We start from the raw sequence: 23,871 nt of genomic DNA, 5'->3' as shown, positions 1-23,871 counted from the left end.
GCAGTTTTTACTTGCTCTTGCCCCGGCAACGGGACGCGGCGGAATTGCGGTGATACTCGCTCTGGTATGCCTTTGCGGCCATTTTTGCCAGAACACCCTCCAACAGGCGGCGTTCTTCCTCCGTCAGATCAGCCTGAATAAACTCATCCCACTGGGCCATGGCCTCCTGGATGCGCGGCAGAATCTCTTTTGCTTTTTGAGTCAGAAACACCTGGTAAGCCCGCCTGTCCCCGGGGTCGGTCACCCGCGTGACGAATCCGTTCTTTTCCAGTACTTTGATGGATTTTGCCGTCGTGGTCTTATCGATCTTCAAATCGTCGGAGATTTTTTCCTGACTTGCCCCGTCCTCACAGTTCAGCGTCAGCAAAAAGAGATACTGGCATCCCGCGATCCCGCAGGGTTCCAGCGTTCTGCCGGCAAAGCTTTTTCTGCAGCGATAGAGAACAGAGATCCATTTCCCAATTGAACTGACTCCCTTATGCAATCTTCCTTATCCTTTCCGCCGATGAAAAAAATCGAAAAATAAGTTGAATACTCAACTATTTCATTTTATAATATATCTTGCGCTTTCCAGCGCTTTTTGTCAATAGGAAGTCGGCTGAGCCGGGCCGGGCGAATCAGCCCGCTTCAGCAATAAGGTGAAAGGATGTTTCAATATGTCGGATGCAACGGAAAACCAGACGGCCGAAGAAGCCGGAAGAAAAGGGAAGAAAAATTTCCCCTATAAGTGGGTCGCGCTCTCCAATACGACGCTGGGAGTTCTGATGGCCGCTCTGAACAGCAATATCATTCTGATTTCGCTCCCCGCCATCTTTCGCGGGATGAACGTGGACCCCATGGCCCCGGGCGGGGTCTCCTACATGCTCTGGATGCTGATGGGCTACACCGTGGTGACCGCCACGCTGCTGGTCTCTTTTGGAAGAATCTCCGATATTTTCGGGCGGGTGCGCCTGTACAACCTGGGCTTTGCCGTCTTTACCGGGGCCTCTATCCTGCTCTATTTCACCCCCAGCAGCGGTTCGTCCGGCATCTTCATCATGATTATTTTCCGGCTGCTTCAGGGCGTCGGCGCCGGATTCCTGTTTTCCAACAGCACGGCCATCCTGACGGATGCCTTTTCCGCCAACGAGCGCGGCGCGGCCATGGGGCTCAATCAGATTGCCGGGATCGGCGGCTCTCTGCTGGGACTGATCCTGGGCGGGCTGCTCGCGGACATCAATTGGAGGCTGGTCTTTTTGGTCAGCGTGCCCGTCGGCCTGTTTGGCACCGTCTGGGCCTACGTGAAGCTGAAAGAGCAGACCATGCCGGACAAGACCCAGAAGATCGACTGGCTGGGGAACGGGACCTTTGCCGTGGGACTGACTCTTTTGCTTCTGGCGTTGACCTACGGAATTATGCCCTACGGCAGCTCCAACATGGGCTGGGCCAACCCTCTCGTCCTCCTCGGCCTCGCTCTCGGCGTACTTCTGCTTGTGGCCTTTGTTTTTATTGAGCTTCGGGTCAAGATGCCCATGCTTCACCTGGAGCTGTTCCGCATCCGGGCCTTTGCGTTCGGCAATATCAGCCTGTTCCTTTCCTCCGTCGCCCGCGGCGGCCTGCAGTTCATGCTGATCATCTGGCTCCAGGGTATCTGGCTGCCTCTTCACGGCTTCAGCTTTGAGGAAACGCCTCTTTGGGCCGGTATCTACATGATTCCTATGATGGCGGGGTTCTTTGTGATGGGGCCGCTCAGCGGGAAGCTTTCCGACCGCTACGGCGCCAGATGGTTCTCAACCGGCGGAATGCTGCTTTCCGTAGCGGGCTTTCTGCTTCTCACCCTTCTTCCGGCGAACTTCGGATATGCCTCCTTCGCCGTGATCCTTGTCCTTTTAGGCTGTGGGATGGGCATGTTCGCCGCGCCGAACACCACTGCGATCATGAACTCCGTCCCCCCCGCTCAGCGCGGCGCAACGTCCGGAATGCGGGCCACTTTTCAGAATACCGGAATGGCCCTGAGCATGACGCTGTACTTTGCGATTATCATTGTCGGCCTGGCGCATAACCTGCCTCCCATTCTCTATCAGGGCCTGGTGGGCGCGGGGGTTCCGCAGGCAATCGCGCGGCAGATCGCTTCCCTTCCGCCCACTTCCGCCCTGTTCGCCGCCTTTCTCGGTTACAATCCCATGGGTTCCCTGGTGGACCCGGCGACTCTGGCAAGCCTGCCGAATGCGACCAAAACCCTGATACTGGGAAGCGATTTCTTCCCGAATGCCATTGCTCCCGCCGTGATGTCCAGCCTGCGGCTGGCTTTCTATATTTCCGCGGCGCTCTCCGCCGTGGCCGCCGTGGCGTCGTTCCTGCGCGGCAAACGGTTTGTTTATGGAGAAGAATAAGCTTTCGGGCGATCGTCGGCCGCGACGGGGAACAGCCCTCCGTCCGCAGACTGCTCAATTTGGCCTTTACATATAGCGACAGGGCATCAGGACTATTGCCTGATGCCCTTGTTTTTCCAAAACGGTCTTTTATGTCGATCCATCGGCCCGGCAAGCTATGTACGGCCATACTGCGCAGCTTTTTGGGCTTTTCCGCTGTTTTTCTGGGACATCCGGGGAAGGATCGTCAAAACGGAACTTTCTTCGCAAAGCGGATCTTCCTGGGAAGGCCCGTCTTTTCCAAGGCTCTTTCGGACAAAGGCATTGGGGATCCCCATTTCCTCCCGATATTTTGCAACCGTGCGCCGCGATATGCAAATACCCATATCTTTCAGGCGCTCGGATATGTCCGCATCGCTCAGCGGAGACTGTTTGTTTTCCTTTTGGACGATTCCGTCAATCACCTCTTTAATGCCGGAGTTCGAAACCTCTTCTTTTCCCTCGGATCCGCTCTCTCTGCAAACGCGCCGCACAAAAAAGGCGCGCATGGGAAAAGTGCCATTGCCGCACTGGACATATTTGTCTTTCACCGCCCTGCAGATCGTGGATTCGTGAACTCCCAGCGCGGACGCCGCAAACTGCATGCTCAGAGGCGCAAGGCTTCCGCCGCTTCGGAAGAAGTTATACTGCTGTTCCAGAATGATCCGCATGACGGAAATAACGGTGTTTCTGCGCCGCTCTATGTTGCTCAGGACAAATTTCGCCTGAAAAATCTTTTCATTTAAATAGCTCTTCAATTCGGGGTCGTCACAGGAAGCGGCCAGGGATAAGTAATAACCGTTCAGAGCCGGCGGCTGCATCCATCTGTCATTCAACGATATTTTCAGCCCGTCCTCTTCCTTCTTCACAATGACATCCGGAATAATGTACTGGATCTCGCTCTCTTCGATGCAGCTTGCAGGCCGTGGGTTCAACGTTTTCAGAATCCCGATCAGCTTTTCGGTCCTGGCCCGCGAAAGATGCATTTCGCGCGTGATCTTATTGATATGACAGTTTGCCACGTCCCTGAGATGGTGTGCGATGAGTTCCTCAAGATCACGATCCAGCAGACCGGAGCGCCTGAGCTGGAGCTGAAGGCATTCTTCCAGATTCCTGGCGCCGACCCCGGCGGGTTCCATCCCCTGTATGATCGCAAGGCACCTCTCGGCCTGCCGCAGCCCGGCACCGGTGGCCTTGCATATGTCCTGGAGCGTTGCCCCAAGATACCCGTTGGAATCGATCCCGCGTATCATATAGACTGCCAGGCGATATTCCATGTCGGTCATCTTGCCGGCGACAAGCTGTTCAGTCAGATACTTTTCGAGGGTTTCCGGCTGCTCCGCCGGTATGTCGCTGTAAAGAATATCCTCGCATGAGTTCGTGTTTTTTTTTCGCCCCGAGGCATGACACTGCGCCGTAAAAGAGTTCCACTGTTCTGAAAACGCCGCAGACTCCCCCCGGTCGAGAACCGGGTTTTCAAGCTGCTGATTTTCGATGAATTCGTCAAGCTGCTGATTGTTCATCCCCAAAATTTCAAGCGACTGCCGAAGCGCAGGCGCAAGAACCTGCTTTTGCGCAAGATGAATGTCCTGAATAATTTCCATATTCCCTCACCTCCTCTGTACAAAATAATTATATCACTTCATGCGGTGCGCGTAAATTGGCATAATAATTGCGTTTACTCTGACTTTATTGTTTATATTGTACATTGTTCTTGTCATTCTAAACCAAAATATGGTTCTACTACACAGATTATAACTGATTTTTATTAAATCGCCGTTTTGGGTTTTCCCAGCGGATGCGGGAACCGGATATAAAAGGCCCCCAGACTGATACTTTTTCCATCAGTCTGGGGGCTTACGCAAAATCCGGCGCGGTCTCAATGTCAAATCAGTTCATCCGAAGGCCATTCTTCCCGCTTATTTCTATATGGCCATATCCGACTAAAAGAAACCGAATCGGCCGGCGTATCACAGCACGATTCCGCCGTCCACCTTCAGCACTGTTCCTGTGACAAACCCCGCCTCGTCGGAGGCCAGATAGACACATGCGGCGGCGATCTCTTCCGGTTTGCCCAGCCTCTTGAGCGGAGTTTTTTCTTTGATGATATTGAGGACTTTTTCAGGCGTTGCCTGAATCATTTCCGTCATCGTATATCCGGGCGCGACCGAATTTACCGTAATGTTGTACCGGCCGAGCTCTTTTGCCCACGTCTGCGTCATGGCGATGATTCCCGCCTTTGACGCCGCGTAGTTGGTCTGTCCGAAACTGCCGTTATGCGCCGTTACCGACGACATGTTGATGATCCGGCCTGATCCGCGCTCGATCATGCTCCCCACCACCGCTTTGGAGCATGCGAACACGCCTTTTAAGTTCACGGAGATCACCTGATCAAAGCGCTCTTCCGGCATATCGATCAGCTGCGCGCCCGAGGTCGAGGTGACGTTATATTGCAGGAAAGAAGCGCCGCTGCCTCTCGGTCCGGAGGGGATCCCCGCATTGTTCACAAGGATATCCACCCGTCCGTACTTTTCAATGATTTTTTTGAATGTTTCCTGAACAACGTCAAACTGAGAAACATCCATACGGATGGCTTCGATCTTACCCAGTTTGCCCAGCTCTTCAGCCGTTTTGCGGAGCGTGTCTTCGTTGGTGGCGGTGATGACCACGGCCGCGCCCTCCTCTAGAAACCGCCTGGCAATCGCCTTACCGATTCCTCTGGAGCCTCCGGTAATGACCGCGACTCTGTCTTTCAGTCTCATGTTTTTCCTCCTTTTTATAAATCTTCCCCCGGACCGCACGTCAGACCAACCGATTCTCGCCCGGTCAGGGGGATTCAAGGAACGTTCAGCCGTTCATTTTTTCGGCGGGCGAACAATGGCACGGCCTTCGACCACGACGACGTCCTCCTGATTCTTGCATACGGTATCCAGCTTTACAATTCGCTTTTCGGGATTGATCTCGGACACGGTCACGGAGGCCGTAATCGTATCTCCCAGATAGACGGGTTTCACGAATCGGACCTCCTGCCCCAGGTAAATGCTCCCCGGTCCCGGAAGTTTCGTGCCGAGAACCGTGGAGAAAAAACTGGCCGTCAGCATCCCGTGGGCGACGCGTCTGTGAAAAACGCCCTCTTTGGCAGCCTCCTCATTCACGTGGGCGGAATTGAAATCGCCGGTGATGCCCGCGAACAGATACACATCGCTCTCCGAGACCGTCTTGCTAACGCTGGCGGAATCTCCGATTTTAAGCTCATCAATTGTCATAAGTCACCCCGCACTTCCTGCGAACCTTAAAATTCGAAACAAAGATTCGGCATTTTTTTCAGATGTTCGCTGATCTTCGGCCGGAACGGCAGCAAATCAAGAATGTCTTTCTGCAGATCCACGAACGGGGAAATTTCCGTCAGCACCAGTTCGCCGTCCAGCAGCTCGAAAACGCACCGCTCGGTGATATAGAGCGCTCTCTGGTGATTTTTCGTGGCGATTTCACCGTTAAAATTGATGTATTCCACTTCGCCGACAATCTTCTTGAAGCCTCCGTTGACAGGGACAAACCGCCCATCCTCGCCTTTGCTGTAATTGGAGCGGCTCATGAATTTCGTACAGTAAACAACTGTTTTCGGGGTAGCGGTGACATAGTTGAATCCGCCCACGCCGATCGCTTTTTTCCCGGACTGAATCACGTTCACGTTGCCGTGCCGATCCACTTCCAGCGCGCCCACAAACGCGATGTCAAGGCCGCCTCCCTCATAAAACTCGAACTGGGACGCCTGGTCGTACATCGCGTCCGGATTCAGAGTCGCCCCAAAGGAAGCGCTGCCTGCCGGAACACCCCCGAACAGCCCGAGCTCAATGGTGAAGGTGATATCGTTCAAATCGATCAGATTCATCTCCTGGGCATCCAGGCCGATCGAAGAGGCCATGCCGATTCCCAAATTGACAATATCTCCTTTTTTCAGTTCCATCGCCGCGCGGCGGGTGATGACCCTGACTGCCGGCGGACGGTCGGAAGCGCTCTTCGTATCTTCGGTGATAGAGGAATCAATCGCGTTCAGCGGGGCGCGGATTTCACCGCTGTAAATCCCGTTGTAAACCACGTTTGCCGTCTGCATCTGGTCCGGATCAACATAGACGTAATCGACCAGCCGGCCGGGAATCTTGACAAGCTGCGGACTGGCAAAGCCGCCGTTGATGCGCTCGACCTGCACGATGACAATGCCGCCGTTATTTTTCACGGCCTGAACTGTGGCAAAGGGATCGTAAATCGCCGCCTCATGCTCAAAGGTAATGTTCCCATTGGCATCGGCGGTCGTTCCGCGGATCAGGCAGACGTCGGGATAAATATTTCTGTAAAAAAGATATTCCTCCCCGTCAAAGGTCACAAGCTCACACAGCTTGTCTTTCGAGATCTCATTCAAAGCTCCGCACTGGTAGCGGGGATCGGCATGAGTCTTCAGGCCGATCTTTGTGAAGGTTCCGGCGGACCGCCGGGCGGCACTGTGGAACATTTCGGCGATGGTCCCCTGAGGAATGATGTATGCCTCGATCTGATTGTTGCTGATCATCGGCAGAAAATCAACAAAGGATTGGATATGTGAGGTAACAATCCTTTTGACCATCCCCGGATGAGCCAGACGATTGGCAAGCTCTGGGGTTGTGCCCGATGCCATGGTATGTCCGATGCCGCAGGAAGAAAAAAGCGTAAGGTCCGTCGGGCTTTTTGTTTCAAGGAAACGGTTTTCCAGTGCCTCGTAAAACTTTTTGCTGCCGCCGACCCACATCATCCCGTTGACGGCGACAGTGTCCCCGCTCTTGACATGGGAAACCGCCTCTTCTACCGATACTATTTTCGCCATTTTATCACCCTTTTTGAATGTCTTTCAATGATTTCGCCGCTGCCTGCCGGCAGTCCGCGCCAACTTACATTTTCGCTCCGCCGCAGACACGGATGACATTGCCGGTCACAAAGCTCGAGTCGTCGCTTGCCAGGAACACGGCCACCGGCGCCAGCTCGGAAGGATCGGCCATGCGGTGCATGGGAATCAGGTCAAGCCAGGTGCTGATGATCTTTTCGGGAACCGTCTTCAGCATATCCGTCTTGATGTAGCCGGGTTCGATCACATTGACGGTGACGTTGTGTTTGGCAAGCTCCTTCGCGTTTGATTTGGCCAGTCCCAGGATGCCGGCTTTGGAAGCGGCGTAATTGGACTGCCCGATCTGTCCGTAGGAATTGATGGACCCGATAAAGATGATCTTGCCGTAGTTGCGCTCGCGCATCCCGGGGGCGACCATCTGCGTGCAGGAAAACCCGCCGAAAAGATTGGTGTGCAGAACGCGCGCGAAATCCTCATACTTCATCTTATGAAGCATGGCATCGCGCGTAATCCCCGCGTTGTTGACAAGGATATCAACCTGCGGCAGCACTTTGAAAACTTCCTGGAACGCCGTTTCGACGCTCTCCCTCGACGAAATATCGCAGGAGACAACGGTGATTCTCCCGTCGGGATCGATTTCCGCTTTCGTTTTGTTCGCCACTTCGACGTTGTAGTCGATGATCACGAGCCCCGCGATATCCTCTTTCAGATAGGCCTCCACGATCGCCCTGCCGATTCCCTGTCCTCCGCCTGTTACAACAGCATACTTTCCACTCAGTTTACCCATCGTAAAATCCTCCTTCAAAAAATTGAATTGAGAACTGGCTGTCCGCCAAATCCGTTCTACAGTGAAAACAACCTGCAAATACCGTGCCAATTGCAAATAAGGAACGGACTTTTTATTTTTCAGTGCCCCGAATCCAAGCAATAATTTCAATTTGCCGGCCACAGCGCGTTCTTGCTTTTCTTTTCCCTGCCCGGACCCGTCTCGAATCGCGGATGAGGGAAAACGATTCAGGCGTCTCGTCCGGGCTTTTAAGTCTGAATCGACTTAACAACAAGTCGATTTGAGTTTGTCAAGGCGTATTCGATTCGATTCCGGTTTCCGGCGGCGCCGTCAGGGCCCGCCGGCTCTCCACGGGCAAAGTGGTACGGAATCCCCCGAGCTATCTCGAACATCTTGCATCCGGGCGGGAAACGAGGTTCCAAACAGGGCCTTCGGCGGAAATATCCGCGGAAAAAAATTCTGATCCGGTTTATTTGCTCCAATTGGCACGGATTTTGCGAGGTATAAAACGGAGATTGTGTTCAGCGTGCCGGGATCGCCCGGCAAATCAAGCCTTTCTGTGCACACAGTCGCTTCAAGAATAAAAACCGAGGAGGAAACAGCCATGAAAATGAAAGAAGAAATTGTTGTAGTGAGCGCCGCGCGGACCCCTTTCGGACGCTTCGGGGGAAGCTTAAAAAATGTGGACATCTACGATCTGGGCGCCGCCGCCATGAAGGCCGCAATTGAACAGGCCGGCCTGGCGCCGGAAAGCATCGACGAGGTGTGGTGGGGGTGCGGCGATACGACCAACTGCAAAGACCCGTATACTCCCGTCGTGGCGCGCCAGTCGCTCCTGAAAGCGGGCCTGCCCGCGACCACGCCCTCCGTCACTCTGGACAAGGCCTGCGTTTCCGCCATGTCCGCCGCCAACTATGCCGCCGGCCGCATTCTTCTGGGAGAGGCCGAGACCGCCCTTGCCGGCGGCGCCACCAGCTTCAGCACGGTCCCCTATCTGGCCCGCAACATGAGATGGGCCGGCGTCAAGACCGGCGGCCTGCAGTTGGAAGATCCCCTGTTCCCGCTGGGTTACAAGGATTACGCTCCCGTTTCCGTGGACTCCGGAAATGTGGCCCAGGTCTATCATGTCACCCGCGAAGAGCAGGATGAGCTGGCGCTGGCAAGCCACCAGAAATACGGCCGGGCATATGAAAACGGGTTTTATAAATCCGTTATGTTCCCCATCGAATACACCGTTAAAAAGGGCAAAAAGGCCGAAAGCCACACACTGGAGATCGACGAGCAGTACCGCCCGGAAATCAGCATGGAAAGTCTGGCCAAGCTGCCCACGATCTTCGGGAACCCGACGATTACCGCGGGCAACGCCCCCGGCCTGAACGACGGCGCCGCCGCCCAGATCCTGATGAAGCGGAGCAAGGCAGAGGAGTTGGGCATTCAGCCTCTCTATACGGTTGTCGATATCTGCTCCATCGCCGCCGCTCCGGAATTGCTGCCGGTGGCTCCCGCGCTCGCCATTAAGAAGCTGCTGAATGCCCAGAAGCTCTCCCTGGAGGACCTGGATGTCATCGAAATCAACGAGGCATTTGCCGCGGTTCCACTGGTCTCCTGCAAACTTCTGGCCTGCAAGGCATTTCTGGAGGACGACTACGCCCGCGCTGTCTCCATGATCGCACATTATCCGTTGGATACATTCGACGCTGGAGTTTACGAATCCCTCATGAAAAAACTGAACGTCAACGGCGGCGCAATCGCCATCGGCCACGCAAATACGGCCAGCGGCGCACGCATCATGATGAACGCCGGCATGGAGCTGCGCCGCAGAGGCGGCGGGATCGCAGCCTGCGCAATCTGCGGAGGACTCACGCAGGGTGACGGATGCATTATCCGCGTCTGACTGTCAGGGATTGACGATTGGATGCGGCCGGGCGGCTTCCGGCGGAAAATTCAGCCTCCGCCGGAAGCCTGAAGGAATTTTAATTTTATAGAAACATAGTACAATACGAATCTGTAATAATATAAAAAATTCGTGCAGAATTCCAGATCATTCTGCACGGTTCCTCTTTTTCCGTCATCAAGATATCCCAAAAGCCGGGCTGTTCCGACCGCTGAAATTGAAATCAATCCTCCGCGCTTCGGAGCGGCCGGATCACTTCAGATGGTATTTCCTTTTCTTGCGCATAATGGCGGACTGGCTCGTTCCCAGCGCCTTGGCGGCGGCATAAGTGCTCTGAAAGCGTTCCATCGCGAAGTTCAGGTATTCGCACTCGCACTGAGAAACATACTGCTCCAGTGAAACCCCCTGCTGCATCATGGTGTCAAAACGGGTGGGAGCGCTCTGAAGCGGGATCAGGGGCCGATGGATCGATGAAAAGTCAGAGTTTGCCGCGATTGCGCCAATGTCGTTGATTTCAATATAGTCACCGGCGCTCATCACAACGGAACGTTCCACAAAATTCTTTAATTCACGCACGTTGCCATACCAGGGGTATTCCAGAATATTCGCGATCGTCGCTTCCGTAAAATTCTTATTTTTGTTGTATTTATTGTTGTAATAATTCAAAAAATGAAGGGCTAGGGGAACGATGTCTTCCCTGCGTTCCCGCAGGGGCACAAGGGGCAGGGGGATCACGTTGAGACGGAAAAACAGATCGGCCCGGAACCGCTTCTCCGCGACGGCTTTCCAGAGGTCCTCGTTGGTCGCGGAGATCAGGCGGAAATCCACCTGCTTGCTGTGAGTGGAACCGATCCTCTGAATATTTTTCGTTTCAATGGCCCGCAGCAGCTTTCCCTGCAGGGAGTAGGGCAGGGAATTGACCTCATCCAGAAAAAGCGTGCCGCCGTCCGCCATTTCGAACATCCCGGCTTTCCCATTGGGGGACGCTCCGGTGAAGGCGCCCTTCTCATAGCCGAACAGCTCGGCTTCCAGCAGGTTTTCCGGCAGAGACGCGCAGTTGATGACAACCATTTTTTTGCCGGAGCGCCTGCTGCTCTGGTGGATATACTGGGCGATGACCTCCTTGCCGGTCCCCGACTCCCCCGTAATCAAAATCGAGGCGTCCACATTTGCCACTTCTTTCGCCATGGCGAGAATATCCTTCATCGCCTTGCTCTCGGCAATCACCGACTCGCCGCTGGGAATCGGCTGCACAGGCCGCGCGAAGGAAGACACCCCGTTGCTCATGGCGGCCTCATTGTAGAATTCGTTCAGGGAATCCAGCGATTTGCACAGCGCGATAATGTTCTGCACCTCTCCGTTCGGGCCGAGGACGGGATTGGAAATCACCAGCTGCCGGAAGGAAGTGTTCCCCTGGTTTCCCACGCTGTGAATATCCTGAAACATCGCGACATGCCGCTTTTTCTGGTAAACAATGTCCGAGATGCAGAAGGTGATCAGACCGGTTTTAAGAAAGTCGTGCACGTTGTAAGTCAGCAGTTCAGCCTTGCTCATGTTCAGAGTCCGTACATAGGTGCTGTTGACATAGATGTACTTACCCTTTGCATCCAAAATATAGATCCCATACGGAATGTTGTCCAGCATCATTTCATAGAACTCGTTTACTTCCACCATTCCACCCGCTTTCTTTAAACATTCATCAAACTCAGGTCCGTTTGCCGCAAATTATTATATCATATTTACAATTTGGGAATCAATCGATTGAAATCGGATCGGATCAAAATTTCCCCAATCAACATACTGGCATTGAATTTGCTTTAAATGTCAGGTGTATCAATACGATCAAACATAAGGAGGCGGGAAAGCAGGAAGGCGGCTGGCGGGTTGTCCTCCCGGACGCTTGAGGCGGCCATCCTTTCAAAACAACATTCAATGTTCCGATTCGCAGAACCATACCGTCATTTCCGCGGCCGCTTGGAGCGGCAGCCTGCATCGCACGATGCGGAGCAAAACAAATCATGAATGAAAGAGAGGAGTTCTTATGGTTTCCCTGTTTCCCTTCATCGCATGGATCCTTGTCCTTATTGCCGGTCTTATCATCTACCTCGGCGTTGCCATCGTAATCGAAAGGACAGGTCTCTCCCGGCTGGGCGCAACCGGCCATTTGTTTACCTGCAATCCGGATGCGAAGAAAGCGCCGGATACAAAAAAATAAGCCAGAGGCTTTCGTGTAGTAAAATGAGGGAGGAATTCCGATGAGTATTTATATTTGGGTATTTATTTTATATTTTGCCTTTATTATCGTAACATCCCTGGTCAGCAGCAAAAAAGTCGAGACCATGACCGATTTCACAACCGGTGGCAACAAAATGGGCCTTCTGCTCGGAGTCGGCACGACGATGGCCACCTGGCTCTCCGTGGCGTCCGTCATGGGCGTGCCCGGCAATATTTATTCCCGCGGCGTCAGCGCCGTTTTCGGCTGGGTCGCCGGCTGGTTCCTGGCCACGGCCCTGATGCCGCTGGTTGCTTACAAGATCCGCCGCCCAGAGGTTCCGTGCCGCACCTTCCCCGAATATATGCATCTGCGCTACGACCCCTATACCGAAAAAAGCCCCATCCAGATTTTCTCCGCCGTGATCGAGCTGATCGGCTATTTTGTCTTTTCCTACATTCAGGTCCAGGGGTTTGGGATCGTCTTTTCAACTATTACGGGAATCCCATATAATTTCGCGGTCCTGTTTTTCATGATCCTTCTGATTTTTACCTGCATGGGCGGGTTTGAATCCGTCGCGGCGACCGATACCCTCAACGCCGCGCTCATTCTGATCGGCGTCATCGCCGCAATGGTTGCGGTTCTGCAGAACTGCGGCGGAATCGGCAATATCATCCAGAATTTCGCCACCACCACCGCCCCGACCCTGGAAGGCGGCGCTCCGCTCGAAAAGGGAATTCTCGGCAGCTCATGGGGCACTTTCGGCGCCAGCACCCTGGTTTCCTACTTTTTATCCAACTGCTTCGGGTCCACGGTCGCGCCTCACTGGGTCTCACGTTTTATGGCGCCCCGCAATGCGAAAACCGCCGCGGAGCAAATGTTTATCGTTCTGATTCTCCTCGTTTTTGTCTTTATTCCCCTCGTCGTGATCGGCATGGGAGGAAAAATGCTCATGCCCAGCCTGCCACAGGGCATCACAAGCGACTACATGTTCCCGCGCCTGATTAAAAGCAACATCAACCCGGTCCTGGGCGCGCTGGCCCTGACCGCCATCTGCGCGGCGGCCGTATCGACCGCCAACTCCATGCTGCTCCACTGCTCCACTTCGCTGATCTACGACATCAAGCGCGTCCTGCAGGGGAAAGAGGCTTCCGGCGAAGAAGACGAAAAAACCACCAAGCAGCTCCGCATCACGATCCTCTCCCTCGGCGTATTGGCCGTTCTCTGCGCGATCGGCCAGTTTACCCTTCTCGCAAACGGATTCACCTACGTGTACGGCGCATTCGGCACCATGTTCTTCGCCTCCGTCTGGCTGGGGCTGTACGTGAAGCGCATGAACAACCTCGCCGCCTTTGCCTCCATGATCGTCGGCATGGTGGTTTATATATTCTGCATGATTAAAGGGACGCCTTTGGGTCTTCCGGTCTTCATCGTTTCCTGCGGCTGCTCGCTGATCGCCGCCGCCATCGGTATCGCCGTCGGAAAGAAGCCGCCCCTGGAAGCCTACGAGGCCTTTTTCACCGACCACGCCAGCGAAAGCACTCTTCGCGTAACCCACATGGTGCGCAAGGACGTTTAATCTCCCCAGTCTCCACCCGAAAAGTTTATAAGAGCCCCCTCAAGAACGGCCATTATCGGGTTACAGTCCGATAATGGCCGCCGCTTTTGCAAGCACAGTATCCCCAGATCGTCGGGGAGCAACGGTCACCAAAAAAAGCGGGCTGAAAAACATGATTTTCAGCCCGCCTTTTTATTTAAGAACGCGTGCGGCTGCCGGGACCCGGCTATTTTGCGGACTGAATCCCCCGGCTGATGGCGGAGGCCAATCCCCCCGGATTTTCCCACGCCATGGAATGACCGGCCTGTTTCACGATTTCAATTTGGACGCCGTGCTCTTTCAGGACCTGCACATCCGGGTCAGGCAGAGAATTTTCGCCAAAAATAAAAGTCTTCTGACACCCCAGCGAATATAATACGCTTCTCCATGACGGATTTCCTCCCTCGGAAGCCGATTTAGAGATCAAATAGGCCGCCTTAGGAAGCCATGCGGACATGGACGCCGCCCACATTCCGTTTCCGTTTTCGCGGCTGTCCTTTATCAGCCCGCTGAATCCCTGACCGATAAAGTCCTCCATCTTAAACCCGGCGATGTATCCGCTCGTCGATCCTTGAGAGCTTTTGTCCAAATTCGATTCACTTAAAATAATCTGATGAAGCCTGTCCCTGCATTTGTCCGCGAGGGCAATGGCAATCGCCCCGCCCAGGCTATGGCCGAACAGGATAAACGGGCCAAGGTTCAAATGGTCGATGAATTCCAGCAGGTATTCCGCATGATCCTCGACGGCATAGCCGAAGTCGTCAGGCTTGTCGCTGTAACCGGCGCCTAAAAGATCGACGAGAATACGGCGGTGATTCCTCAGGGAACCCTGAACGGCAGCCTCGGGATAATCGAACGAGCCCGCGCATCCGAGTCCGTGGATAAAAAGGATCGGCATCTCTTTGCCGGGAAGATCATGATAGCGAAGAACGTGCCCTGTCCGCCCGATCGAATATTCTTTCACTCATCCCGCCTCCACCTTGTCCAGGCTTTCAAAAGCCGGGCCGTCCTATCGCCATCCTTTGTCTCGTCTTTTCATCGATCATTGACCGAAGCGGCTTTAATCTATCGTCGGATTGGAAATATTCCTTGCCATATTCCAGATTGAATTGATAATCAAAATCAGGCGGATTATTCCCCTGGTTATGCTGGATGATCGTTTCCGCTTTGTCCAAAGCCTTCACCAGCTTCGCCTCCGGTGTGGAGTTGTCATTGTATTCCATCCAGATATCCATCAGCCGGCCGGCCTGCGGCTCCGGAAGAATTGCAAAAACGGATTGGGCCGCCTGGTATTCCGCCGCATATTTTGCTCTTTTGTCGGGACATGACGCGGCGGAAATGTCACCTTCATAAATTTCACCGATATCGTGAATCAGGCTCATCAACAAAATTTTTGACAAATCCAGTTCAGGGAAAGAATCAGACAGAACGCCGGCAAAAAGGGCAAGACGCCAGGAGTGTTCGGCGGTGCTTTCTCTGCGCCCATCGCTTGTCCATGCCGTCCGAACAACAGATTTCAGCTTTTCAGACTCTTCGATAAAGGATATCAATTTTTTAATTTCCATGCTCATTCTCCAATCTTCGGAATTTTCGGTCTGGAGACCTGTTTTCATGGACGGCACGGCGGCTTCGACCTTCTGTACAACTCAATCGCGCAGCCGCTTCTTCCAACTGTATCATCACCATGTTTCATATCTTACGATTTCTTCCATTGCTTTTCTCGGCCGCCGTTTTGGCGTCTCGCCGCCATATCCCACCGTAATGATCCCGCACACATATTTATCTTCCGGTATGTTCAGAATAGGCCTGACATCGCCCTGTTCAAACCATGCCGTCCAACAGGCCCCCAGTCCCTGATTTTCCGCTTCAAGCAGTAGATGCCCGATAGCGATTGCAGTATCCCGAATAATCTGCTTAAGTTCCGGCTCAGCGCTGTTCTCATCCAGCCTGATCCCAGCATCCGCGGAAATGCGGCACCGAATATCCGCTACGCACACAATAAAGATTGGAGCCGTCATCATCCAGGTTTGATTATGGTCGGCAATGGTCAGCTTTTCTTTCGTATCCTCCGATTCCACGACAATGAATGTCCAAGGCTGCGTATTGCTTCCGGAGGGTGCCAGCCTGGCACTTTCCAGTATTTGAACAATCTTTTCTTTTTCAACTTTTCTATTTTGATATTTACGGATACTCCTTCTGTTTTCTATTTGTTTCAACCCGGCCGTCTCCTTTCAGCCTCTTCATCCATACAGACGTCTATCATCTCATAACGCCTGTTTCGTCAGCAGGCAGCAAACTTCACAATTCGCGGTGCGGGGAAACAAATCGACCGGCGTAACCTGCATGGTTTTATATCCGAGAAGAGCGAAACGCTTCAGATCCCGCGCCAGCGTTTCAGGATCGCAGGAGACGTAAACCACGCGCTGCGGCGCCATCTGCGCCACGCAGCCGATCAGCGCTTCGTCACAGCCTTTGCGAGGCGGGTCGAGAATGACGACGTCCGGTTTTTCCCCGCGGTTTTTCAGCATATCCGCGGCCTTTGCGGCATCCATGCAGACAAATTCGGCGTTATCGATCCCGTTCTCCGCCGCGTTGCGTTTCGCATCTTCCACAGCCTGCGGCACAATCTCCACCCCGACGACTTTTCCGGCGTTCTTCGCCATGGAAAGCCCGATGGTCCCCGTACCGCAATAAAGGTCCAGCACGGTTTCCCCGCCGCTCAGTCCCGCGTATTTCGCCGCCAGCCCGTAAAGGCGTTCCGCTTGTCTGCGGTTTACCTGATAAAAGGACAGCGGCGAAATGCGAAACCTCAGCCCGCACAGTTCGTCCGTGATCGTATCCTGTCCCCAGACCGTGCGGCACTTCGGGCCGAGAATCACGTTGGTGCGCTCGCGGTTGTTGTTGACGACAACGCTCTTCAGGCCCGGGACCTTCTTTTTCAGCAGTTCCACAAGCTCCGGCTCACGATGAACGCCGTTTCCATTTACCACGACGCATGCCATCACTTCTCCGGTAGCTTCCGCCAGACGGAGGAAAAGGTGCCTGAGATGCCCCCTGCCGGTTTTTTCGTCATAGACATCCTCCCGGGTCTGTCTTTCCCATTCTCGGAACGCGTCCTCCGCCGCCGCGAACACCTCCGGCTGCAGCAGACATTCGCCGCAGTCGATGATTCGGTGGCTCCGGGAAGCATAAAAGCCCAGGTTGATTTCTCCGCCCGGCCCGCCGCCGACCGGCAGCTGAGCCTTGTTGCGGTAACGGTCCGGACGGTCCGCGCAGATAATCGGCTGCAGCACGGCAAAGTGGAATCCGGCGATCCGTTCGACCGCGTCCTGAACGCGCTGCTGCTTGGCTTTGCACTCCGCCTCGTAGCTGATGTGGCGGAATGCGCATCCCCCGCACCGGGAAAACTGCGGGCAATCCGATGGGATCCGGTCCTTGGAAGGGGAAAGGATCTTTTCCACCCTGCCAAACGCGTAGTTTTTGGCAGTCTTTACGATCTTGACCGACAGCAGGTCCCCGGCGGCCGCCTGCGGAACAAAAACGGCGATACCGCGATACCGTCCGACGCCGTTGCCTTCAGAGGTATATCCCGTTATCGCAAGTTCAATTATCTGATTTTTTTCCAGTTCCATTTTTTTCTCCGTTCTGCTTTCCTTTATCCGTCTAGTGTACCATCGCCCGCCGCATAATACAAGCCACGCCTGCAGATTGCGGAAAACCGTTGCAGACCTGATTCGGCGCGTAGTGAATAATTACTAAAAATGTTTTATTTATTCCTACGTTTTATACAAAGAGTAGATTCTTCTGACGAATTCGGGAAAGCCGTTGACATCAAAGAACCATGGCGTTATACTGTAAGCGAAGAAATGAAAGATGGTAATTTATCACATTCATTTTCTGATTTCGACCATAATCTATGATTACAAGTCTCGTGGCAGGATCTGCCACACCTTTTCAATACAACTCCTCCCCAAAAAGGCAAAAACCGGCGAATGCCGGTTTTTGCCTTTTTTACATGGCTTATCTGCCTCCGGAAACAGCGCGCCCCCAAAATACCTCTATCGCGTGGATCGATTTATTAAGTTCCAGCTCCTTTCATGCCAAGAGGGCCGGTCGCACTTCCAGCCGTCTTTACCCTTCCATCATAAGAAACTCCGTCTGTATTTTTGCATAATCTAATCTCAAAAAATTCATATGTTATTTATCAAAGTGAATGTATTCCACAAATCATTATGCCTGAAACGAAAGAGTGGTACGATCAGACGGGGAAGGATGGGAGATTATGAAGAAAACGATCGAAAAAAAGGGGTTCTTGTCCATTTTAGTGATCCTCCTTTTTCTGGCCGTGATTCCATCCGCTGCAATTCACGCACAACAAACTGCAAATCAGAACGTTCCCTCCGGATATACGGAACACTGGTTCGGGGACGGCGCAACGGTCGAGTCGGTCAGGGAAGAAATGCTGGCTTTCGACCCCGGAGTGTCCGTGACCGTGACGGACAAAGACGGCAATCCCAGAACATCCGGGCCGCTGGACGACGGCGACATCGTCAGAATATACGATCATGCGGGAAATCTGTATCAGTCGTTCGTCAACGTCAATCCGGAAAGCCCGGCGGGGCCATCCTCCGAGGAATCCGCGGGAAGCTCCTCCGAAGTTTCCGCCGGAAACTCTTCCGAAGAAGAAAGAAGCGAGCCGGAATCGTCTCAGGGCTTACCGGAGTCCTCCGCTTCTTCAACCGCGGAGACGGCCTTACCGGGAAACGGCGGTTATTACGAATTCAGCGGACCCGTCACGGTGTCGGATCTGGAGGACCAGCTTTCGGAACAGGGCGTAGCCGGCTCCCGGCTGACGGTTCAGAGTTCCGCAGGCAGCGCCCGGCAAAGCGGAGCCGTCTGCACGGGAGATGTCCTGACCGTTGAAAATCCAGACGGCACCCTTCAGAACCGTGTCACGGCCATCATTCCCGGGGACCTGACGCGCTGCGGCTCCCCGAACGGCGCGGCCTGCAGGGCGCTTTACAGCTACCTGACGGGCTCCGGCACGCTGAAATCCGATCTCCGCCGCGCGGCGGACCTAAACGGGGACGGCGGCATCACCACCAGCGACCTGCTGGAACTGAAAAAGATGGTGTCCGGGGACGGCTGAGGATTGACCGGACTCGGAAAAGTATTATAATAGGGACGGATCGTGAAACAAAGGAGATCATGAATATGTTTGAACCCGCTGAAATTTGCAGCCTGTTTGATCTGTCCCATACCGCCGCGGCGCCTCTTTTGAGCACGCTGGGCTACCCGTGGGAGGCGCTGCCGAAAATCGGGGAGCTGATCCTCCAGATCGGCGGCAGCCTGTCCGCGGAAGCATACGAACGCCGGGGGGAGAACATCTGGGTGCACCGGACCGCCGCCGTGTTCGATTCCGCCTATCTGCACGGGCCCGCGATCATCGGCCCCCGCACCGAAGTGCGCCAATGCGCATTCGTCAGGGGAAACGCGCTGGTCGGCGCCGACTGCGTCGTCGGCAACTCCACGGAGCTGAAAAACGTGATTCTGTTCGACGGCGTTCAGGTTCCGCATTATAACTATGTCGGAGACTCCATTCTGGGGTACAAGGCGCATATGGGCGCCGGGTCCATCACCTCCAATATTAAATCCGACAAAACCGACGTGTGGATCCACACGGGCAGCGAGCGGATTGAGACGGGCCTGCGCAAGATCGGCGCCATGCTGGGCGACCATGTGGAGATCGGATGCAACTCCGTTTTGAACCCCGGGACGATCGTCGGCAGGGAAACGACCGTTTATCCCCTTTCGATGGTGCGCGGATGGATTCCGCCGCACAGTATTTACAAACGGGCGGGAGAGATTGCGGAGCGGAAATGAAGCGCGGCCACCTTTTCGGTGGCCGTTTTCTTTTTGTCAATCTGCATTTTTCTCCTTGAATCCCTTCTCCCCTCCGTTTATTGTAAAAGTATTACGGTTTGGAGGGATAATGATGAACGAAAGGAAACGCGCGGCGCTGGTCGGCACCGTATGCGGGACAGGGAGGCGTTCCATGGCGGCGGCGCTGCCGGTCCTTGCCGCCGCCGGGATCGAGGTCTGTCTGGCTCCGGCCTGTTTTGAACCGTCGCCGGCGGCGGAGGACCTCAGGAGGGACCTGAGCGGGGAGCTTCCCGCCTGTGCGGATCAATGGAAGAAACTGGGATATTCGTTCGACGCCGTGATCTTCGGATTTCCCGAAACGGAAAAGCAGGCCGGCGTTTTTTCTCATTTTCTGAACGCATTCCGGGAAAAGGATAATCTGGTCCTGCTGGGATCTTCCGGGTGGAACGGAAGAGAAAACAGATCCGGGCCCGCGCCGGAAGAAACAAAGCTGGCCCGGCGGTTCTGCGCGCAGGCCGGCCTTGCGATCCTTCCGGTCGGGGACGCTGCGGCTTTGCTGGGGGAACGGGAGCACCGGGGCCCCTGGGACCGAAAGACGGTGGAAAACGTACTGCGCGGCGTGTGTTCCCTGGGGGCGAAAAGCGCGGTCGCGACAGGGGTCTGGTTCAGCCCGGACCTGATGGGTTCCGCGGTTTATGACTCCGAAAGCGGAAACGCCAGTTATGCATTTTCACACCGCATCGGCGGAGAGTGGCCGGGTGCCGGGGACCTGTTCGGCGCCGCAATGATCGCCGGGCTGCTTCGGGGGATGCATCAAAGCGCGGCCATGCAGCTTGCCGTCGACTTTACGGCGGACTGCATCCGCAGAACAAGGGAAAGCGGAAGGGACGGCGGCTTCGGGCTGGAATTTGAAGCCTGCCTTCCCAAGCTGATGAGCCATCTTGGAGTGCTGAAGCAGTAAAAACACGGGGCCGTCCTCTGATTCCGCATCCGGGCGGCTCCCCGTTTACTTTGCGGCGGAATATCGCTATAATATTTCATGAACCGAAAGGAGGTCCTTTCTTGAATTCGATTCTATCCGCACTTGGCAGCGCAGAATCCATCCTTTTGTTTGCGGCCCGGGTCGCCGTCGCGCTGATCGGCACCGTCGTGGCGCTCCGCTGCTTTTCTTCCCTGCGGACCGGGCGCAGGCGCGAGGACCCCGTCGTTGTTCTGGAAGATATGACGACGCATGAGGTAATCCCGGTCCTGTACTGGGAAAATTCCATCGGACGCAGCCGCAGCTGCGACATCATTTTGGACGACGCGACCGTCAGCCGCGCGCACGCGGTCCTGTTCCGCCGCGAAAGCGGCTGGCTCGTAACCGATACCAATTCCAAGGCGGGCACGTTCATCAACGGGACAAAGGTCCGTCAGAACGCGTCCGTCCTCCCGGGAGACTCCATCGCGATGGGTTCCACCGCCCTGATGCTCAAACGCACCGCGGACGTCAGCGGCCTGAAGCCGTCCAAACGCCCGCGCAGGCCGGCCGCCTCCCCTTCCTCTCTGATGCGCGCGGTGACGGTCGCCCAGCTCCTTCTGGGCGGACAGGCCTGTTTTGCCGGCGCAAAGCCGGACGTTCTGCCGCTGATTCCTTTGGGGATCCTTCTGCTCCTGGAATGGGGACTTTATTTCTTTTCGATCAAGGTTCTGGGGCGGGTCAGCTTCGAGCTGGAAACCATCGCCTTTTTCAGCAGCGGCGTCGGCATTCTTCTGCTGAGCGGGACCGGCGTGAAAAACACCTGGGTCCAGCTCGCGGCGCTGGCGGCGGGGATCGTGCTGTTCTGCCTCATGATCTGGTTTTTGGGGGACCTCGACCGGGCGATGCGCTGGCGCGCCGCAATCGGCGTACTGGCCCTGCTGCTGTTCGCGGCCAATCTGGTTCTGGGCAGGGAATATAACGGCGCGAAAAACTGGATCGAGCTCGGCCCGGTCACCCTGCAGCCGTCGGAGCTGGTCAAAATCGCCTTTATCTTTGTCGGCGCCTCCACATTGGACAGGCTCCAGACCGCCCAGAACCTGACGGGATTCATCGGCTTTTCCGCCGTGTGCATGGGCGCGCTGTTCCTGATGAAGGATTTTGGCACGGCCTGCATTTTCTTCGTGACGTTTCTGATCATCGCTTTCATGCGTTCCGGCAGCCTGCGGACCATCGCGCTGATCTGCGCGGTGGCGGGCCTCGGCGCGTTTCTGATCCTGAAATTCCGGCCCTACGTCGCGCAGCGGTTCGCGGTCTGGGGGCACGTGTGGGAACACGCGGGCGACGAGGGTTACCAGCAGACCAGGGTGCTGAGCTATTCCGCTTCCGGCGGCCTGTTCGGCGTCGGGCTGGGGCGCGGCAGCCTGAAATCGGTGTTTGCCGCCCAGAGCGACCTGGTTTTCGGCATGCTCTGCGAGGAACTCGGCCTGATCCTGGCGCTGGTCGTGGTGCTGTCGATCGCGGGCCTTCTGCTCTACGCGCGCTCCGACGCGACCCGCAGCCGCTCCGCGCTTTACTCCATCTCCTCCTGCGCGGCGGCGGGCATGCTGCTGTTCCAGACCTGCCTGAACATCTTCGGCGCGACCGACGTCCTCCCCCTGACCGGGGTCACGCTCCCGTTCGTCAGCATGGGCGGCTCCAGCATGGTGTCCGTCTGGGGGCTGCTCGCGTTCATCAAGGCCGGGGATGAACGCACCTACGCGGCGAGAAGGAGGAAAAAATCATGAGGACGACCGGAACGCGTTCGTTTATCCTGTATTTCCTGTGCATCGGCTTCCTCGCCGGCTTGTGCGTATTCCTTTACGGGCTTTTTGTAAACGGCGGCAACTGGGCCGTTCAGCCGTTCAACAAGCACATTTCCGGCGAAAGCTCGGTATCCGCCGAAGGGCGGGTACTGGACCGGAACGGCACGGTCCTCGCCGAAACCTCAAACGGCAAGCGCGTCTACAACTCGGACGAAACCGTCCGCCGGGCGATGCTGCACGCGGTCGGGGACACGGCGGGCTATATTTCCACCGGTGTGCAGTACAGCTTCCGCGCGGAGCTGTCCGGCTACAATCCCGTGACGGGCCTTGCCACCCCCACCGGAAAAACGGCGGGAAGCGACATCCGCCTGACGCTTGACAGCAGCCTGTGCAAGCTGGCCCGGCAGAAGCTGGGCAGCCGGAACGGCGCGGCCACCCTTTATAACTATAAAACCGGCGAGCTGCTCTGCATGGTCAGCACGCCGGACTACGACCCCGCGAATCCCCCGAAGGACCTGACGACCGACAAAACGGGCAAATATAACGGCGTGTTTGTGAATAAGGTCCTCTCCTCCTCCCTGACGCCCGGTTCCATTTTCAAAGTGGTGACTTCGGCCGCCGCCATCGAAAAAATTCCGGATCTGGACGAGCGCACCTGGAACTGCAGCGGCAGCGTGACCATCAACGGGAATAAGATCACCGACGTCAGGGCCTACGGGAAGCTCAGCTTCAAGAAAGCGCTCGCAAAGTCCTCCAACGTCGCGTTTTCCCAGATCGCCATTGAGCTTGGCGCGGATGAGATGACCGCCATGGCAAATAAAATGGGCTTCAACCGCTCCTTCTCTCTGGAGGGAATCCCCTCTGCCAAAAGCACTTACAGCGTAAGCGGCGCACAGCCGCAGGAACTCGGCTGGTCCGGCGTGGGGCAATTCACAGACCTCGCCAACCCTTACCATATGATGCTTCTGATGGGCGCGGTTGCGAACGGCGGAACCTATACACAGCCGTATCTGATCCAGAACGTGAGCAATTCCCTCGGTATTCACACGAAGACCGGTTCGGCGCAGACGGGCGAACCGCTGGTCAGCGCCGAAACAGCTTCGAAACTGACCACCTACCTGCGCTATAACGTCACTTCGGAATACGGCGACTCCCTGTTTCCCGGCATGAAGGTCTGTGCGAAAACCGGGACGGCGGAGGTCGGTAATGGGAAAAAACCAAACTGCTGGATGGTCGGCTTCTCCTCCGATGCAAAAACCCCGCTTGCCTTTGCGGTCGTGGTCGAAAATGAATCTTCCAGCATTGCTTCCGCCGGAAAGCTCGCCTCAGCTTTGATGCAGGCGGCGGCAAAAATTTCGTAGGCCGTTTTCCGCCGGGCTTTGGAACGTCAATCCCTTTCACGGCGAAAGGCGAAAATTGGTGCATTTCGCCCTTTCCTATCCACGCCGGTTATGCTAAAATAAGCTGTA

General features: G+C 55.3%; 20 protein-coding genes. 9 read left to right on the top strand and 11 right to left on the bottom strand.

From position 1 onward, the window contains the following. Positions 1–7: 7 nt before the first annotated feature. On the bottom strand, positions 8–484 hold the full coding sequence (locus EQM14_RS03110; RefSeq protein WP_128741574.1) for a MarR family winged helix-turn-helix transcriptional regulator: 477 nt from the start codon (positions 482–484) through the stop codon (positions 8–10). A gap of 172 nt (positions 485–656) precedes the next feature. Between EQM14_RS03110 and EQM14_RS03105 the strand changes: the two genes are divergently transcribed. Next, a complete protein-coding gene (locus tag EQM14_RS03105) occupies positions 657–2,372 on the top strand; it encodes an MFS transporter (RefSeq protein ID WP_128741573.1) in 1,716 nt (571 codons plus the stop codon). A 155-nt stretch (positions 2,373–2,527) separates the two neighbouring features. Here the strand turns inward: EQM14_RS03105 and rpoN are convergent, their stop codons facing one another. From rpoN to EQM14_RS03080, 5 genes are all read right to left on the bottom strand, one after another. Then, complete coding sequence (gene rpoN / locus EQM14_RS03100; protein WP_128741572.1) at positions 2,528–3,994, bottom strand: RNA polymerase factor sigma-54; 1,467 nt, start codon at positions 3,992–3,994, stop codon at positions 2,528–2,530. Positions 3,995–4,360: 366 nt separating this feature from the next. Then, entirely contained in the window at positions 4,361–5,152 is a 792-nt protein-coding gene (locus tag EQM14_RS03095) for an SDR family NAD(P)-dependent oxidoreductase (protein ID WP_128741571.1), read from the bottom strand. Between the two features lie 93 nt (positions 5,153–5,245). Then, positions 5,246–5,656: a MaoC family dehydratase gene (locus EQM14_RS03090; protein WP_128741570.1), complete on the bottom strand. Its 411-nt coding sequence runs from the start codon at positions 5,654–5,656 to the stop codon at positions 5,246–5,248. Between the two features lie 26 nt (positions 5,657–5,682). Then, on the bottom strand, positions 5,683–7,248 hold the full coding sequence (locus EQM14_RS03085; RefSeq protein ID WP_128741569.1) for a CoA-transferase: 1,566 nt from the start codon (positions 7,246–7,248) through the stop codon (positions 5,683–5,685). Positions 7,249–7,312: 64 nt separating this feature from the next. Further along, positions 7,313–8,053 (bottom strand): SDR family NAD(P)-dependent oxidoreductase, encoded by a 741-nt coding sequence (locus tag EQM14_RS03080; RefSeq protein ID WP_128741568.1) that lies wholly within the window; start codon positions 8,051–8,053, stop codon positions 7,313–7,315. Positions 8,054–8,657: 604 nt separating this feature from the next. Between EQM14_RS03080 and EQM14_RS03075 the strand changes: the two genes are divergently transcribed. Beyond that, positions 8,658–9,947, top strand: coding sequence for a thiolase family protein (locus EQM14_RS03075; protein ID WP_128741567.1), 1,290 nt, complete (start codon positions 8,658–8,660; stop codon positions 9,945–9,947). A gap of 252 nt (positions 9,948–10,199) precedes the next feature. Here EQM14_RS03075 and EQM14_RS03070 read toward each other — a convergent pair whose 3' ends face one another. Beyond that, positions 10,200–11,621 carry a sigma-54 interaction domain-containing protein gene (locus EQM14_RS03070; protein WP_128741566.1) on the bottom strand — a complete coding sequence of 474 codons (1,422 nt, stop codon included), beginning with the start codon at positions 11,619–11,621 and terminating at the stop codon, positions 10,200–10,202. Between the two features lie 367 nt (positions 11,622–11,988). On the opposite strand from EQM14_RS03070, the gene EQM14_RS16265 reads away from it, so the two are divergent. Next, a complete protein-coding gene (locus EQM14_RS16265) occupies positions 11,989–12,162 on the top strand; it encodes a hypothetical protein (protein WP_164918943.1) in 174 nt (57 codons plus the stop codon). 40 nt (positions 12,163–12,202) lie between these two features. Further along, positions 12,203–13,738 (top strand): sodium:solute symporter family protein, encoded by a 1,536-nt coding sequence (locus EQM14_RS03065; protein WP_128741565.1) that lies wholly within the window; start codon positions 12,203–12,205, stop codon positions 13,736–13,738. Positions 13,739–13,943: 205 nt separating this feature from the next. Here EQM14_RS03065 and EQM14_RS03060 read toward each other — a convergent pair whose 3' ends face one another. The 4 genes from EQM14_RS03060 to rlmD all read right to left on the bottom strand — a co-directional run bounded on the left by EQM14_RS03060 (position 13,944) and on the right by rlmD (position 17,388). Then, positions 13,944–14,720 (bottom strand): alpha/beta fold hydrolase, encoded by a 777-nt coding sequence (locus EQM14_RS03060; RefSeq protein ID WP_128741564.1) that lies wholly within the window; start codon positions 14,718–14,720, stop codon positions 13,944–13,946. A 28-nt stretch (positions 14,721–14,748) separates the two neighbouring features. Next, positions 14,749–15,321 carry an HD domain-containing protein gene (locus tag EQM14_RS03055; RefSeq protein ID WP_128741563.1) on the bottom strand — a complete coding sequence of 191 codons (573 nt, stop codon included), beginning with the start codon at positions 15,319–15,321 and terminating at the stop codon, positions 14,749–14,751. 114 nt (positions 15,322–15,435) lie between these two features. Continuing rightward, the gene (locus EQM14_RS03050; protein ID WP_128741562.1) at positions 15,436–15,972 is read right to left on the bottom strand and encodes a nitroreductase family protein; all 537 of its coding nucleotides are present in this window, start codon (positions 15,970–15,972) and stop codon (positions 15,436–15,438) included. A 48-nt stretch (positions 15,973–16,020) separates the two neighbouring features. Next, positions 16,021–17,388, bottom strand: coding sequence for a 23S rRNA (uracil(1939)-C(5))-methyltransferase RlmD (rlmD, locus tag EQM14_RS03045; RefSeq protein ID WP_128741561.1), 1,368 nt, complete (start codon positions 17,386–17,388; stop codon positions 16,021–16,023). Between the two features lie 650 nt (positions 17,389–18,038). Between rlmD and EQM14_RS03035 the strand changes: the two genes are divergently transcribed. The 5 genes from EQM14_RS03035 (at position 18,039) to EQM14_RS03015 (ending at position 23,763) form a co-directional block, all read left to right on the top strand. Then, entirely contained in the window at positions 18,039–18,905 is an 867-nt protein-coding gene (locus tag EQM14_RS03035; RefSeq protein ID WP_128741560.1) for a dockerin type I domain-containing protein, read from the top strand. A gap of 65 nt (positions 18,906–18,970) precedes the next feature. Then, positions 18,971–19,639: an acyltransferase gene (locus EQM14_RS03030; RefSeq protein ID WP_128741559.1), complete on the top strand. Its 669-nt coding sequence runs from the start codon at positions 18,971–18,973 to the stop codon at positions 19,637–19,639. A gap of 109 nt (positions 19,640–19,748) precedes the next feature. After that, positions 19,749–20,600: a hypothetical protein gene (locus tag EQM14_RS03025; protein WP_128741558.1), complete on the top strand. Its 852-nt coding sequence runs from the start codon at positions 19,749–19,751 to the stop codon at positions 20,598–20,600. Between the two features lie 101 nt (positions 20,601–20,701). Then, complete coding sequence (locus EQM14_RS03020) at positions 20,702–22,384, top strand: FtsW/RodA/SpoVE family cell cycle protein (protein ID WP_128741557.1); 1,683 nt, start codon at positions 20,702–20,704, stop codon at positions 22,382–22,384. Further along, the gene (locus EQM14_RS03015; protein ID WP_128741556.1) at positions 22,381–23,763 is read left to right on the top strand and encodes a penicillin-binding transpeptidase domain-containing protein; all 1,383 of its coding nucleotides are present in this window, start codon (positions 22,381–22,383) and stop codon (positions 23,761–23,763) included. Before EQM14_RS03020 ends, EQM14_RS03015 begins: the two co-directional genes overlap by 4 nt. Positions 23,764–23,871: the final 108 nt, after the last annotated feature.

It is taken from the genome of Caproiciproducens sp. NJN-50 (genome assembly GCF_004103755.1).
Lineage (GTDB): Bacteria > Bacillota > Clostridia > Oscillospirales > Acutalibacteraceae > Caproicibacter.
Note: the sequence above shows the minus strand (reverse complement) of the source record. Positions and strands in the feature narration are given on the sequence as shown.